This is a genomic window from Catenibacillus scindens (genome assembly GCF_014202115.1).
In the GTDB taxonomy this organism is placed as follows: Bacteria; Bacillota; Clostridia; order Lachnospirales; family Lachnospiraceae; genus Catenibacillus; species Catenibacillus scindens.
The window spans coordinates 14,580-29,788 of the sequence record NZ_JACHFW010000021.1 but is presented as its reverse complement, the minus strand read 5'-3'; the positions used below and the strand labels follow the sequence as shown (position 1 = coordinate 29,788).

Below are 15,209 nucleotides of genomic sequence, written 5' to 3'. Positions count from 1 at the left end.
TTCAGATGCTGTCAGACAACAAACAAATGTGGCATATGCCAAGGGTAAAAATTTCTTTCATTTACCTCTTGACAAAAGTCACTTCATAACAGGAGCGCGAGAGTGCGATAGCACGGAGCGATCCGTGGTATCATGAGGTCAAATTTTAATTTGACCTCAACATCATCAGTATTAGAGAATCAGGAGGTAATTTTTATGGAATTTTTAACATTGAACACAGGTGCAAAAATGCCGCTGGAAGGATTTGGTGTATTCCAGATCCCCGATCCCACTCAGTGTGAGCAAGTGGTCTATGACGCCATCAGAACCGGCTACCGTCTGTTGGATACGGCGGCGGCCTATATGAATGAGGAAGCTTTGGGTAGGGGAGTGGCACGTGCCATCGCGGACGGCCTGACCACCAGAGGGGAACTTTTTATCACCACCAAGGTATGGGTGCAGGATCAAAAAAATGAGGAGACGGCTTATGAGGCGGTGAAGGCTTCTTTGAAAAAGCTGCATATGGACTATGTGGATCTTGTACTGCTCCATCAGCCTATGGGTGATTATTTTGCGGCATACCGTGGAATCGAGAAGGCATATAAAGATGGATTGACAAAGGCCATCGGCGTTGCCAATTTCTATCCGGCAATTCTGACTAACTTCTGCGAAAATGTGGAGATTATTCCTGCTGTCAATCAGGTGGAACTGCATCCTTTTTTTGTCCAGCAGAAAGCTATTGAAAATATGAAAGCATATGGTGTGGTGCCCCAGGCATGGGGACCGCTGGCTGAGGGCAAGCATGGTATTTTCACTGATCCACATCTGACCCAAATCGGTAAAAAGTATGGCAAGAGCGCGGCACAGGTAGTACTTCGCTGGAACGCCCAGTGCGGTGTCTCCATCATTCCGAAATCAGTCCATATAGAGCGGATGGAACAGAACATCGACATTTGGGATTTCCATCTGACGGATGAGGAGATGGCGGAGATTGCTTCCAAGGATCTTGGCCACAGCGAGATCGTAAAACATGATGATCCTGGCTTCGTTAAGGCTCTCTGCGGTATGAATATCCATTAAAGGAAGCCAATATTTATAGTGAGCGGTATATCTACTATGCTTTAAAGGATTTCTTCGGGGACGAGGCGGGAGCATAAGCAAAAATAGTTTAGCTGTATCTGCACAAAATCCCAGCGGTATTCAAAAACTTCTTGACATAATACAACAATAGTGTTATATTACAAATAGAACAGATATAACATTTTAGTGCTTTAAGTCTGCCCTTATCAACGAGGGTATTTATAATCTATTGTTGAGGGTGATGATTATGGAAAATAAAAGAGATTATTACGAGGTTTTAGGCGTAAGCAAAACCGCAGATGAAGCGGAGATTAAAAAAGCATATAGAAAACTGGCGAAAAAATACCATCCCGATACCAATGGAGGGAATGTCAACGCAGAGCAGAGATTTAAAGAGATCACAGAGGCGTATTCCATTCTCAGCGATCCGGAAAAACGTAAACTTTATGATCAGTTTGGTCATACAGCTTTTGACGGAAGCGGCCCGGCTCCCGGTTCTGCCGGAGGATTTTACGGAGGAAACGGCCAGGGCGGTTATCAGACATGGCACTTTGAGGGCTCAGATATGGACGATATTTTTGGAGATATCTTCGGAGATTTGTTCCATGGTCAGGGCGGCTCCGGAAAGGGACGCGGGAGCTTTCACAGCTACGGATTTAACCAGGACGGAAGTTTTGGCAGTCAGGGTTTTGGCGGTCAGAGTTCTAACAGCCGTAATTACGGCGGCTTTGGCGGCAGTTTTCATGGCAAAGGACAGGATTTTAACGCGGAGATTTCCGTCAGCTTTGATGACGCGGCCTTTGGCTGCGATAAAGTGATCCGCCTTCAGGATGAACATGGAGGGGTACAGTCCCTTCAGGTTCACATTCCCGCAGGTATTGACGATGGAAAGTCTATCCGTTTAAAAGGTAAAGGCGGACAGGGGTTCGGCGGCAGTCCGGCGGGAGATCTTCTCCTTAAAGTTCACGTGGGAACCCGGCCGGATTTTGAGCGAAAGGGAATGGATGTTTATTCCACCATCCAGATTCCCTTCACAACCGCAGTTTTTGGAGGCGAAGCAGTGGTGCCGACACTGAAAGGTCAGGTACGGTGCAAAATTAAAGCGGGAATCCAGTCCGGCTCAAAGATTCGTCTGAAAGGCAAAGGTATTGTGGCTATGAATGATTCCTCCCGGTACGGCGATCAGTATGTGACGGTACAGATTCAGGTTCCACGCTATCTGACACCAGAAGCAGAGCAGAAGCTGAGAGAATTTGAGGCTGCCTGCAAAAGCTCAGGATTTACAGCAGCGTAAATCACAGTAAGAGATCTTCCAGATTACTCAGGATGTTCTTTACCTTGTCGCGGTTGACGCTGTAGTACAACCGGTTGTTGACCTTTTTCAGGGAGACAAGTCCGTTTTGGATCAGGGCGCCCATGTGGTAGGAAATTGTGGCTGTAGTCAGATTCATTTTCCGGGCCAACTGGGCGCCGTAGGCCGGTTCATCTTTAATGGACATCATGATTTCCAGTTTGCTTTTGTCACTTAAAAGCTTTAAAAATTGGAGGTTGTCGGACATTTCTTTTTCGCTGCTGGCTTTTATGTTAAAGTCCAGGTAAAGCTCCTCGCCGTAAAGAATGCCGATAGAATAATAATCATAAGCAGGCGGGCGATTATCCTCGGTGACGGAAAATGTGATGGCGTTCATAAAAATCATATTGGGGGCGATGAGAATGGATTTATCGCTCCCTGTATGCAGGTCAATATGAAAAAATGTCCGAATATCCCCAAGGACGTCTTTTTCACGGCACTGTCGGCTCCAGTAGGTGTAAAAGTCATGAATCAGAGGGAGCCACTGCTCCTTTGTTTTTTCTAAAACTTTTTCTGCCTTTTTCATAAGCTGGACAATAGGGCCAATATGTTTGTCCCACTGAATAAATGCGGAAAAAAGCTGCCATTTATCTTCAGGAGAAAGGGGACAGTCATCCAGCCAGGAACTGATTTGTTTCATAGTAACCGTATGGTCAAAAGATATGTCGGAATCGTCATTAAACTGTTCCAGATTCATGGAGATAAAGCGGTAATTGCGCTCCTGGGGAGTTTGACGCCGGACGTAGGCTTCCAGAGTATCTGCTGTTTCCTCCCAGTCCCACCGGGTAAATAGAAGGACAACATTGGCCAGGCAGAGATAGTCGTTGGAATAGGGACGGAAATATTTTTTTATGAGATCCATGTCTTTCTTTAGCATACGGCGTCCTTCTTTTATAATATTTTCCACTACATCAAAGCGGTGGAACAGAGCCGGAGAATCTATAGTCTTTTCCAGCTTTTTACGGCACTGAGCCAGGACGGCGGGATAGCCTTCTGGATCAGCCAGACTGATGAGAAGGTTCATTTCTTCGCTGATATAGTTGATGTGATCGCTGATCTTTAATTCCATGGTGACGCTCCTTTTCGGTGTTTTTTCGCTCCACAAAGCCATAAATTTTCATGCAAGTATAAAATTTATGAACCTTTGTCGATTGCCTCATGTTATGATATCCGAATGCCGCAGATCAGAGGTTGCGTTATGTATGAAGATATTGTCTTTAGATTACAGCATTATAAAATATCATAACATAAAATTTCTTCAAAACCTATGTTTATTCTTCAAAGTCTACCTTTTTTATCCCGATTATAAAAAATATCAGTATACCGGCAGCCGCTCCTATAAGGAGAATCACAGCCACAGGCAGATAAAGGGCAAGAAAACTGATGATAAAGGACAGTATCGGCATGGATGCGGAGGCAAATGCATTGACCAGTCCGGTGATACGAGCCAGAAAATCCTTTTCAATACACTGTACGAGCTGAACGCCATAGCAGGAGGAGACAAGGGCTACGCCCACGCCCATGAAAAAGGCAATAGCGCAGACCATGACATAGACTATTGCTGCAACTGATGGCAAAAAGTCACCAAAGGACAAAAATGCGTAATTAAAACTGAGAATCATACCGCCAAGGATGATGATCGTTCTGGGCTTTAGCTTTTTGGCGATATAAGGATAGACGAAACCGCCGATGCCGCACCCGGCGGTGAGTGCCAGGCTGAAGCCGCTTAGCAGAGGCGCCCCCTGCCCCCACACTTGACGGATCACCGGAGTGAGGAGCGCGTTTAATGGAACCAGCATACCGTTAGCTGTAATTCCAAGAATACAGAAATTGATAATCACCCGGTGCTTCTTTATGTAGCTGAGTCCTTCTTTAAACGTCATTTTATAATTATCCCACCATGTGAAAAAAGCTGACTTTTTTTCACCTTCAGGGCGTATTTCGGCTGCTGGTTCAGGGACGGTTTCTATGGGATGGATGAACAGGATCATCAGGGCAGATATAAAGTAGGAAATCATATCAATACCGATAGCCATAGGGATACCAAAAACAGCCAGAATAACGCCGGATAGCCCGGTGCCGATGAGTTCTACCACAGTGGTCAGGCTTTTATTTAAACCATTGGCGAAGCTATAATATTTCAAGTCAATGATCTGGGGGATGATACCTGTGCCTGCCGGGATGCGGAATGCCTCAGCCGTGGAGATGGAGATGGTGAGGATGGCTAAGAGCCAGGGCGAAAGCGCGTTTATAATATAGGTGACGGCAAGGAGCATGACAATGAACCCCCGGATGATATCTGTGGCAGCCATTATCATCTTTTTGTTCGCTTTTTCTACCCATACGGCGGCCAGGGGTTGTATAAGGATCGAGGGAAGCTGATTTAATCCAAAAACGATGGCGGACCAGGAGGCACTCCCGGTGAGGGCGTAAGTGAGCCATGTAAAAGTAATGCTGTCCACTGCGTCCCCAAAACGGTTGACCACGTTGGAGGTCAGAAGCTTTAAGTATTCTCTCTGGGAAAAAATATCCCTATATCCGATTTTCTCAGTGCTTTTTTCAGAAGTCATAAAATCACCATTGTAATATAATAATAAAATAAATTACTAGATAATTATCTAATAATGTTTTAACACAATATCAAACACATGTCAATATAAATATTAAATGAAAATCTAATGAAAGGCAGCTATGAAGCGTCTGTGGAGCGCCAGGTTGAGAGAATTAAGCGTGACCGTGAAATGGAGGCGCAGTATATGATGTTGGAAGAAATGCTCAAGGATGAATAACTTGTAAACAGAGGAATCCTGTTTATAAAAGATAAATCTATACAATGTACCAATGATAAGAAGCAGCCTTAGTACATGTGATTACCAGGGCTGCTTCTTGCTATAAACAGAAATGATCTACAGACTTTCAATAAAATATTTTGCTGCCTCTGAGATGGGAACATGGTCATTATATCCCACAACAATATGGCGGGGCGGAAGCACATCGGTTGTCTGTATACAAAAAAGATCCGGGTCATTGGGCGGGAGACAAAATTCCGGGACGAAAGCAATGCCAAGTCCGATGCGTGCAAGGTCAATAAGCAGGTCGTTGCTGGAAAGCTCAATTTCAGGGACGAGATCCAGTTGCTTTTGCTGAAAAAGGCTATGGAGAAACTCGCTGGTCATACTCTGCTTGTCCAGCATAAGGATAGGATAGGATAAAAGTTCCTCAAGCTGCATAGTTTTTCCTTTTAGATAAGAAAATTGATGAATGTTGGCGATAAAAATATCTTTAAATTCTTTCACCTGACGGATATTGGATACAGTGTTCATCCGGGGATTGGGAAAGTTGGTGACAATAAGATCTACCTGGCCGTTATCGAGAAGATCAACGCACCGCGCGCTTGTCTGATTGGTCACTTTAATATGCACGTTGGGAAAGTGGGCGTGAAATTCTTTTAGGTAGGGAATCAGGAAATAGCGACAGATCGTGTCGCTGGCGCCGATTCTTAGCTGGCCCCCGTTTAAGGTGTTAGCGTCAAGGATCTGGTTTTCACCGCGGATGATCAGATTCACTGCCGGTTCAACATGTTTAAAAAGCATCTCGCCCTCAGGTGTCAGTTTTACTTTTTTTGTGCTGCGCACAAAGAGATGCTGGTTCAGTTTTGTCTCCAGTGATTTGATGGACTGGCTCACTGCGGACTGAGATATATAGAGCTGTTTTGAGGCTTCTGAAAAACTTAGGGTTTTTGCTACATAATAAAAAACTTTGTAAAGTTCATAGTTGATATCCATAAATTGTTCCCCTGCAATAAAATTAAGTATAACTTATATAATCTATAAGTTATACTTAAATAGTATCATAATCCCCAGATAGAGTAAAGAAAAATATCTTTTCCATTGGGCAGACGTTGGGGGGAGTATCTATTAATCCTTCTAATTATAAAGATTAAATATATTAATTTTAATTATAAACTGGCCAGTGTTATAATATGTGCATAAAATGTGCCTTAGCATGCGCAGCAATCTGGCCCACTCCTTCTTTAAAGGCGGGACGGATGCTGAGATTGTAACAGTTCAGCCCGCGCCATTCGCAAAGATGCGCTAACGCGCTGACCCGCGGCTTACGCCGCTCCTTTGCTCATGATCGGGCTCTTTGCTCATCAGACAAGGTGCGGTCTGATGGCTGAACTGTTATTTGCAATTTACAAATCATTAAAGACGGAGGTATCTTATGAGCCAGGTAAAAAGAATCTATGTTGAAAAGAAACCCGACTATGCTGTTGCCGCCCAGGAACTGGCGGAGAATATTCGCAGCTATCTTGGGATTTCCGGCGTTACAAGCGTTCGTGTCCTGATCCGCTATGATATACAGAATGTTTCTGAGGAAACCTATGAAAAAGCCAAGGTCACTATTTTTTCAGAACCTCCTGTAGATATCCTTTATGAAGAGAAACTTCCTGTTCACGATGGTGAGAGGGCTTTTTCTGTGGAAGCCCTTCCAGGACAGTTTGACCAGCGGGCAGATTCCGCTCAGCAGTGTGTGAAGCTCCTCAGCGAGGATGAAGAGCCAGTAATCCGCTCAGCCACCACTTACCTTATCGGCGGGAATATTTCCGAGGATGCTTTTGACCGTATAAAGGCATTTTGTATTAATCCGGTAGATTCCAGGGAAAATAATGACGAGAAGCCGGAAACTTTGGTGACAGAGTATGATGAGCCTTCCGATGTTCAGATTTTTAGTGGTTTCACAACGATGGATGAAAAAAATCTGAAAGAACTTTACGACTCTTTAAATCTGGCTATGACCTTTAACGATTTTCTGTTTATCCAGGAATACTTTGCCGGCGAAGAGAAGAGAGATCCGTCTATGACAGAAATCCGGGTGTTGGATACTTACTGGTCCGATCACTGCCGTCATACCACATTCCAGACTGAACTTAAAAATATCCGTTTTGAGGATGGAGATTATAAGGATATGGAAGAGGCAACTTACCAGGCATACAAAAAGACTCACGATGAAATTTTCGCCGGGCGTGACGATAAGTATGTGTGTCTTATGGATATTGCCCTTATGGCGATGCGCAAGCTTAAAAAAGAGGGCAAGCTGGAGGATATGGAGCAGTCCGATGAGATCAACGCCTGCAGTATTGTTGTCCCGGTAGAGATTGACGGTAAGACCGAAGAATGGCTTGTGAGCTTTAAAAATGAGACTCACAACCACCCCACAGAGATCGAGCCTTTTGGTGGTGCGGCCACATGTCTTGGCGGTGCTATCCGTGATCCTCTGTCCGGGCGCACTTATGTATATCAGGCCATGCGTGTCACAGGAGCGGCGGACCCCACAGTTCCACTGGAACAGACGTTAAAGGGCAAGCTGCCTCAGAGGAAGATCGTTACGGGAGCTGCATCAGGTTACAGTTCCTACGGTAACCAGATCGGCCTTGCCACCGGTTTGGTCAATGAGATTTATCATCCGGATTATGTAGCTAAACGTATGGAGATCGGAGCTGTTCTCGGAGCTGCTCCTCGTGCCAATATTATCCGAGAAAACAGCGATCCGGGAGACATTATTATTTTACTGGGCGGACGTACCGGAAGAGATGGCTGCGGCGGTGCTACGGGCTCATCAAAGGCCCATACCGTTTCATCTATTGATACATGCGGAGCGGAGGTCCAGAAAGGTAACGCTCCAACAGAGCGGAAGCTGCAGCGTCTTTTCCGTAATCCGAAAGTCAGCCGCCTTATTAAAAAATGCAATGACTTTGGCGCCGGCGGCGTGTCTGTAGCCATCGGTGAGCTGGCTGCCGGATTAAATATTGATCTGGATAAGGTGCCGAAAAAATATGCCGGCCTTGATGGTACCGAGCTTGCCATCTCCGAATCTCAGGAGCGTATGGCTGTTGTAATTGATCCTAAAGATGTGGAGGCTTTTCTTGGATTCGCCAATGAGGAGAACCTGGAAGCGGTGTGTGTTGCTGTTGTCACAGAAAGCCCCCGCCTTGTTATGTCCTGGAGAGGACGGGAGATTGTTAATATTTCCAGAGCGTTCCTGGATACTAACGGCGCTCATCAGGAAACAGACGTTGTTGTGCCAGTGCCATCAAGAAAAGATAATTACTTTGATCAGACGAAAGATGTGTCCGATGTGAAGAAAGCATGGTTGAACAATCTTTCCGACTTAAATGTATGCTCCCAGAAAGGCCTTGTGGAGATGTTTGACAGCTCCATCGGCGCAGGTTCCGTTTATATGCCTTACGGCGGCAAGTATCAGCTCACCCCTGTGCAGACTATGGTTGCCAAGCTTCCTGTTCTTAACGGCCGAACAGAGACTGTAACGATGATGAGCTATGGCTATGATCCTTACCTGTCTTCCTGGAGTCCGTATCACGGAGCGGTTTACGCGGTGACAGAATCCATGGCCCGGATTGCCGCTGCCGGCGGCGACTGTTCAGGCATCCGCTTTACTTTCCAGGAATATTTCGAGCGCCTGGGTGAAGATCCAAAGCGGTGGGGCAAACCGTTTTCAGCTCTCCTTGGTGCCTATGACGCCCAGATCGGCTACGGCCTTCCTTCCATTGGCGGAAAGGACTCCATGTCCGGAAGCTTTAACGAAATTGATGTTCCGCCAACACTGGTATCTTTTGCCGTGGATGTGGCAAAGCATTCGGATATCATTACTCCGGAGCTTAAAAAAGCCGGCGATGACCTTGTCCTTTTGACCATCGAAAAGGACGGAAATGATATTCCGGTATATGGCCAGGTTATGAAGTTATATAAGGCTATTCATGAACTGATCCAGAAAAATATTATTGTATCCGCTTATGCTGTAGGATTTGGCGGTATTGCCGCGGCTGTGAGCAAGATGGCTTTCGGCAATAAGCTTGGCGTCAGTGTGGATGACACTGTAGATGCTCAGGATCTTTTTAAGCCGGCTTACGGCAACATTATCGCTGAGGTGGAAGCTGGAAAGACAGAGGAACTTTTCGCCATCCTTAAAGACTTTGGTCTTGACGGCGCTGGAACTGTTGTGGGGACAACGGGAGAATGCCCGGAATTTACCTATGGAAGCGTGACAGTGACTATGGATGAGGCTCTGGCCGCATGGACACGGACTCTCGAAGGGGTATTCCCAACCCGTTCTGGCGTGGAGGAGAAAGATCTGGATACGCCTCTCTATGACAAAGGTTCTGTCCATGTGTGCAAACATAAAGTTGCCCGCCCCAAAGTATTTATTCCGGTATTCCCAGGAACAAACTGCGAGTATGACACATTAAAAGCCTTTGAGCGGGCTGGCGCTGATGTCAATACATGCGTATTCCGGAATCTGGACGCTAAAAATATCCGTGAGTCTGTGGAACTTTTTGAGAAGGGCATCAGTCAGGCTCAGATCCTTATGTTCCCTGGTGGATTCTCTGCTGGTGATGAGCCTGACGGCTCCGGAAAGTTTATTGCCACTGCCTTCAGAAATGAGCGTATCAAAGAAGCGGTGATGAAATTGTTAAATGAGCGTGACGGCCTTGCCCTTGGAATTTGCAATGGTTTCCAGGCGCTGATTAAACTGGGTCTTGTACCTTACGGTGAGATCACACCTCAGAAGCAGGATTCTCCGACATTGACAACTAACCATATCGGGCGTCATATTTCTAAAATTGTTTACACGAAAGTGGTCTCCAATAAATCTCCGTGGCTGTCAAAGGCTACTGTGGGACAGGTTTATGCCATCCCGGCATCTCATGGCGAGGGACGTTTTGTAGCCAGTCAGGAATGGATCGACAAGCTTTTTGCCAACGGCTGTGTGGCCACTCAGTATGTAGATCTGGCAGGTAATCCTACCATGGATGAGGACTTTAATCCTAACGGTTCTTACTATGCCATTGAAGGTATTACCAGCATGGACGGCCGTATTTTAGGAAAGATGGCTCACTCTGAGCGTATTGGAGAGGCTGTGGCCATGAACATTACCGGAGATCAGAATCAGATGATCTTTGAATCCGGCGTAGAATATTTTAAATAAATCATAATGTCAGACAGGACAGGTATTCCGGCGGCAGGCGTGCCGGATATGCCTGTCCTGTCTTTTTATAACACAAGAAAGTTGATGTATAAAATTAAAGTGATGAATAGAAATGATTTGATAATTAGGGGGATATAATCATAAAAGACAGAAAAAATAGAAAAAACATAAAAAATGTATTGACATTGTCTGGTGTGTGGGGTATAATAAAACCATCAAAAGAAAACAAAACAACTTAAAAAATCAGACAATGATCTGATCGTTGTTAAGGAGGAGATTCCATTGAAAAAGATGTAAAGTGATCGCTGTTATATTCGCAGAACGATGATTATTTTTTAAGTAAGATTCTCCGGAAAGGGTTTTACTGAAGGATAAAGTATAAATCTAAAAGATCTGTATTTTATCTGACAAATAGCTTCCATTCTGCAAAGTATGATAGACAATCACAGGGAATGTATATTTGGCGAAGAAGAGAAGTATCGAAGCGGAAGATAAGCAATAATCAATATCTGCCGAAGCCTTTCTTTAATATATATTTACAGAAAGCAGGCAGGCATAAAGTAATAAAGGTGATTAACGATTATATGTTATCAAAAGTTCGATCAGAAGATTATTTATATACTGACGAGAAAGGTATATAAAAGAGGGAAAATTGAATAAGGAAAACTGGATTAAAATAAGTATAAAAAGAGGTAATTAAACATGATTGAACCAGTTCAGCAGTGAAGGAATCGTTCTTAGATACATACAAAGTTCAGGAACGGTTCCTTCTTTTTTGTGCTTTCACAAAAATCTATTTAAGACACTTTCGATAAGAATAAATAGTCAGCTTTATCTCCTTAAATATATTGAATATTTTGAAAAGACATATAAAAATACAGAATTTATAAAAATAGTATAATTATAAAAAGATAAAAAGTTGCTTAGATTGTAAATAATAAAAAATATATCGTAAAATTTAAAAAATGTATTGACATTTTGTGGGGATGGAGCTATAATAAAACCATCAAAAGAAAACAAGTTCTTTTAAATCAGAACATTTAAAAGAATAAAAAAGGAGGAGATTCCATTGAAAAAGATATAAAGTGATCGTTGTTATTCAATTAAAAGTAATTTCCAAGGATAAGTTCAACGGAAGAATTTATCAATGAAAGGGTTTATTAAAACCAGAGAGGATCAACAGCAGGAGTTCCGTATCTGATATAAAATTCATTCACGTGATATTCTTTTAAGATGACATAGCAATAAGATCACAGGGATTCAATTTATTATAGATGTTACTGGAAGATAAGTAATAATTGTATCTGTTGATAAAATTTCAGAATATAACGAGGAACGATGATAATGTTGTGAGAGGGATTTGTTATCTGGTGTGAAGTTATAAGAAGAAGACAACAGACAAAAGTAATGGAAGTAGAGAAGAAGATTATAAATTATCAGAAAGTAATGGAAGAAAAAAGAATTATATACTGACGAGAAAGGTATATAAAAGAAGAAAACTGAATAGGGAAAACTGGATTTCAGATTTTATGATTTCAGAGAAGAGGTAAAAATAATGATTGAACCAGTTCAGCAGTGAAGGAATCGTTCTTATTAACACGCAAAAGTTTGAGAGCGGTTCCTTCTTTTTGCATGTGGATTTTTTGATATCGCTTGGTCATGCGGAGCGAACATCCCCTGGACGTTTGGCGCCCCGCAATTCTAAAATACCGAAAGTGAACTGTTTTTTGCGGAGAAAGGGTTCATTATCGGTATTTTACGCGTTTTGATCTTATGCATATATCCTATTATTGAGTGACGGAGGCAGGTTCCGGGGGTACATAGATGTGAATTTTTTCGATTCGGTTTTTATCCATGGAATCAACCACAAGGCGGATGCCAGATTCAATCTCAATACTTTCCCCGGCACTTGGAATATGTTCAAGGATGTTTATAATATGGCCGGCAATGGAATCATATTCATCAGATTCAAGGTGAGTTCCGAGAATTTCATCAATATCATCCAGTTTAGTGCCGCCGTCCACAATGTATTCGCAGTCGCTGATTTTCCGGATATCGTCCTCCTCTTCCTCGTCATATTCATCGCGGATATCGCCCACAATTTCTTCAAGGAGATCTTCCAGGGTGATCAGTCCGGAGGTGGCACCGTATTCGTCAAGAACAATGGCGATGTTTCGGGACTGGCCTCTGAGCTGGAGCATAAGATCGGAAGTTCTCTGATATTCATAAGTGAAAAAGGGTTCTCTTAAAATTTTTTCCAAAACAAAATCTTCCGGTTTCCCCTGATAGCAGAAAACGTCCTTTAAATTGACAATGCCGATAACATTGTCTTTTGAATTTTTGTATACGGGAATGCGGGAATATTTCTCTTCCCGGAACAACTGTATCAGATCTTCATATTTGGTGTCTACAGGGGCGAAAGTGATGTCAATTCTGGGAACCATCACATCTTTGGCCAGTGAATCGCCAAAATCTACCACGTTGGTAATCATTTCCTTTTCGTCGCTTTCAATAACGCCGTCCTCATGGCTGACGTCAATAATAGTCAAAAGTTCGTTTTCAGTCATGGCCTTGCTGTTGGTGTTGGGCTCAAGGCCAAGGATGCGCAGAAAAAGAAGAGAAAGTTTATTTAAAATAAAAATTACCGGCGTTAAGACGATCGTTATAATGTAAATGGGCTTGGCATAGATCAGCGACAGGCGCAGAGCAGTATAGGAAGCCATTGTTTTAGGACAGATCTCACCGAAGAGCAGGATGACGATGGTTAAAATACCTGTGGCGATACCTACAATGCTGCCTGTATTTTCACTGGCGCCGTGGGAAAGGGCAATGCCGGTGGCAAATACTGTATTCAGGGCGGAAGCGGACAGATTGACAATATTATTGCCAATAAGGACAGCGCTGAGTACCTTATCCGGTCTTTCGGTCAGCTTCTGAACAATCTTTGCCTTCTTATTGCCTTCGTCTACGAGATTTTTGACGCGGATTTTATTGACTGTGGTCAATGCAGTCTCCGCGGAAGAAAAAAAGGCAGATAGAATAATAAGAATAATAATAAATATCAACTGGGTGACCGCGTCTGAGTCCAAAAAAAATCATCTCCTAAAATTACAATTTATAAGTTGGTTTACAGTTTATACACCTCGATTGTATCCCAGCTTATTTGAATTGTCAAATCTTTTATGGTTGGAAGTATCTTCGCTTTTCTTCGCGGCTGCTGTAAACCGGAGCTGCCGTTATAAAAAACTTGCGTATCCGGATAAAAGTGTGTACAATAAAATACTATAATAACCCAACAGGGAGAGGCAGGTCAAAATGACATATCATGAAATTGTAGATTATTTGTATCATCTTCCCCGTTTTACCAAAGGCGGCCATATGGAAAATGTAAAAAAGCTTGAGAAGGCTCTTGGAAATCCCCAAGACAGCTTCCGATACATTCATGTGGCTGGAACCAATGGAAAAGGTTCTGTCTGTGCTTATATTGAACACTGTTTACGGCTCTGTCACCAAAAGACGGGGCTTTTTACATCCCCCCATCTGGTAAAAGTCAATGAGCGCATACGTATTTGCGGGCAGGAAATATCAGACGAAGATTTTGTGCGGATTTTTCATGTTGTGGAGGCAGCGGTATGGCGGGAACAGGACAACGGTGTGGAGACGCCTTCTTTTTTTGAATATATTTATCTTATGGCGATGGTCTATTTCGAGGAACAGAACATTGACTTTGGCATTATTGAGGCCGGCATGGGCGGCCGCACAGACTTTACCAACGCGGTGGAACATCCGGTATTGGCGGTGATCACTGCCATAGGTATGGATCATGTCCCTTTGCTGGGGACAAATCTGGAGGAGATTGCCAGAGAGAAAAGCGGTATCATAAAAGCAGGTGTGCCGCTGGTGTGCGCTCCCCAGAAGGCGGAGGCTTTCCGTGTGCTTTCAGAGCGGGCTGGAGAGCTGGGAGTTACATCAGTTTTTTTAGAAAAGAAAAATATTGAAATTATTTCCCATAATGGTAAAAACATTGATTTTTCTGTGGAATGCGGTTATGATGATACATATAATATCACACTGCATACGCCGGCAGTCTATCAGTGTGAGAACGCGGCTCTGGCACTGGCGGCGCTTAAACTTCTCTGGGAGAATTTAAGATATCCCGGAGATTTTGAGAAGATCGTCACCCGCGGTATCAGCGAGACCCGGTGGCCGGGGCGTATGGAAGAACTGGCGCCGGATTTTTATGTGGATGGCGCTCACAATGTGGACGGGGCTAAAGCCCTTGCTCAGACGCTGCGCCGGGGCTTTGCCGGGCAACCGATATATCTGGTTTTCGCTGTGGCAGGAGACAAAGATTATGAGGAAATGATTCGTGAGCTTGTACAGATTCCAGAGCTTAAAGGTGTGATTGTTACCGAGATTGAAAACGGACGCCGGTGCGCTCTGGATAAAGTTGTAAATGTATTTAAGAAAAACTGGAATGGAATGGTGCGCAGCACATATAATATTAAAGAAGCTGTTAAAATAGGGCTTTTAATGCGTCAGGGACAGGGGATTGTCTGCTGCGCAGGTTCACTGTACCTTGTGGGAAGTATTAAGGAGTTCACAGGAGGAAATTCAGATGATAAACTTTGATGAAGAACTGAAAAAGTTTCAGCCAAGCCTTGAGGTAGATCAGGCGGAGGATGCTATATATAAAAATGATCTGAGAGACGTTATGGATATTGTGGAAGATATGCTTCAGGAGATGAAGAAGGACAAACCGGCGTATGTGAGACGCCAGGAGGGATGAGCT

General features: G+C 43.8%; 9 protein-coding genes. 5 read left to right on the top strand and 4 right to left on the bottom strand.

Annotation, left to right across the window (positions count from 1 at the left end; translation table 11 throughout):
- Window positions 1–195: 195 nt before the first annotated feature.
- Together HNP82_RS16595 and HNP82_RS16590 are read left to right on the top strand one after the other, a co-directional pair.
- The gene (locus HNP82_RS16595; RefSeq protein WP_183776520.1) at window positions 196–1,059 is read left to right on the top strand and encodes an aldo/keto reductase; all 864 of its coding nucleotides are present in this window, start codon (window positions 196–198) and stop codon (window positions 1,057–1,059) included.
- A gap of 247 nt (window positions 1,060–1,306) precedes the next feature.
- Window positions 1,307–2,353, top strand: a complete 1,047-nt coding sequence (locus tag HNP82_RS16590; RefSeq protein ID WP_183776518.1) for a DnaJ C-terminal domain-containing protein — start codon at window positions 1,307–1,309, stop codon at window positions 2,351–2,353.
- Window position 2,354: 1 nt separating this feature from the next.
- Here HNP82_RS16590 and HNP82_RS16585 read toward each other — a convergent pair whose 3' ends face one another.
- From HNP82_RS16585 to HNP82_RS16575, 3 genes are all read right to left on the bottom strand, one after another.
- The gene (locus HNP82_RS16585; RefSeq protein ID WP_183776515.1) at window positions 2,355–3,479 is read right to left on the bottom strand and encodes an ArsR/SmtB family transcription factor; all 1,125 of its coding nucleotides are present in this window, start codon (window positions 3,477–3,479) and stop codon (window positions 2,355–2,357) included.
- 202 nt (window positions 3,480–3,681) lie between these two features.
- Window positions 3,682–4,980: an MFS transporter gene (locus HNP82_RS16580; RefSeq protein ID WP_183776514.1), complete on the bottom strand. Its 1,299-nt coding sequence runs from the start codon at window positions 4,978–4,980 to the stop codon at window positions 3,682–3,684.
- A gap of 336 nt (window positions 4,981–5,316) precedes the next feature.
- A complete protein-coding gene (locus tag HNP82_RS16575) occupies window positions 5,317–6,195 on the bottom strand; it encodes a LysR family transcriptional regulator (protein WP_183776512.1) in 879 nt (292 codons plus the stop codon).
- A 439-nt stretch (window positions 6,196–6,634) separates the two neighbouring features.
- On the opposite strand from HNP82_RS16575, the gene HNP82_RS16570 reads away from it, so the two are divergent.
- Window positions 6,635–10,417, top strand: coding sequence for a phosphoribosylformylglycinamidine synthase (locus HNP82_RS16570; protein WP_183776510.1), 3,783 nt, complete (start codon window positions 6,635–6,637; stop codon window positions 10,415–10,417).
- 1,787 nt (window positions 10,418–12,204) lie between these two features.
- Here the strand turns inward: HNP82_RS16570 and HNP82_RS16565 are convergent.
- The gene (locus HNP82_RS16565; protein ID WP_183776509.1) at window positions 12,205–13,506 is read right to left on the bottom strand and encodes a hemolysin family protein; all 1,302 of its coding nucleotides are present in this window, start codon (window positions 13,504–13,506) and stop codon (window positions 12,205–12,207) included.
- 226 nt (window positions 13,507–13,732) lie between these two features.
- On the opposite strand from HNP82_RS16565, the gene HNP82_RS16560 reads away from it, so the two are divergent.
- Both HNP82_RS16560 and HNP82_RS16555 read left to right on the top strand, forming a co-directional pair.
- Window positions 13,733–15,049, top strand: coding sequence for a bifunctional folylpolyglutamate synthase/dihydrofolate synthase (locus tag HNP82_RS16560; RefSeq protein WP_183776508.1), 1,317 nt, complete (start codon window positions 13,733–13,735; stop codon window positions 15,047–15,049).
- Window positions 15,036–15,206 (top strand): hypothetical protein, encoded by a 171-nt coding sequence (locus HNP82_RS16555; RefSeq protein ID WP_183776507.1) that lies wholly within the window; start codon window positions 15,036–15,038, stop codon window positions 15,204–15,206. Before HNP82_RS16560 ends, HNP82_RS16555 begins: the two co-directional genes overlap by 14 nt.
- The last annotated feature ends 3 nt before the right edge of the window (window positions 15,207–15,209 follow it).

Coding starts and splice junctions, on each gene's coding strand:
- HNP82_RS16575 (WP_183776512.1), bottom strand. CDS start 6,195: ATGGATATCAACTATGAACTTTACAAAGTTTTTTATTATGTAGCAAAA.
- HNP82_RS16560 (WP_183776508.1), top strand. CDS start 13,733: ATGACATATCATGAAATTGTAGATTATTTGTATCATCTTCCCCGTTTT.
- HNP82_RS16585 (WP_183776515.1), bottom strand. CDS start 3,479: ATGGAATTAAAGATCAGCGATCACATCAACTATATCAGCGAAGAAATG.
- HNP82_RS16590 (WP_183776518.1), top strand. CDS start 1,307: ATGGAAAATAAAAGAGATTATTACGAGGTTTTAGGCGTAAGCAAAACC.
- HNP82_RS16595 (WP_183776520.1), top strand. CDS start 196: ATGGAATTTTTAACATTGAACACAGGTGCAAAAATGCCGCTGGAAGGA.
- HNP82_RS16555 (WP_183776507.1), top strand. CDS start 15,036: ATGATAAACTTTGATGAAGAACTGAAAAAGTTTCAGCCAAGCCTTGAG.
- HNP82_RS16570 (WP_183776510.1), top strand. CDS start 6,635: ATGAGCCAGGTAAAAAGAATCTATGTTGAAAAGAAACCCGACTATGCT.
- HNP82_RS16580 (WP_183776514.1), bottom strand. CDS start 4,980: ATGACTTCTGAAAAAAGCACTGAGAAAATCGGATATAGGGATATTTTT.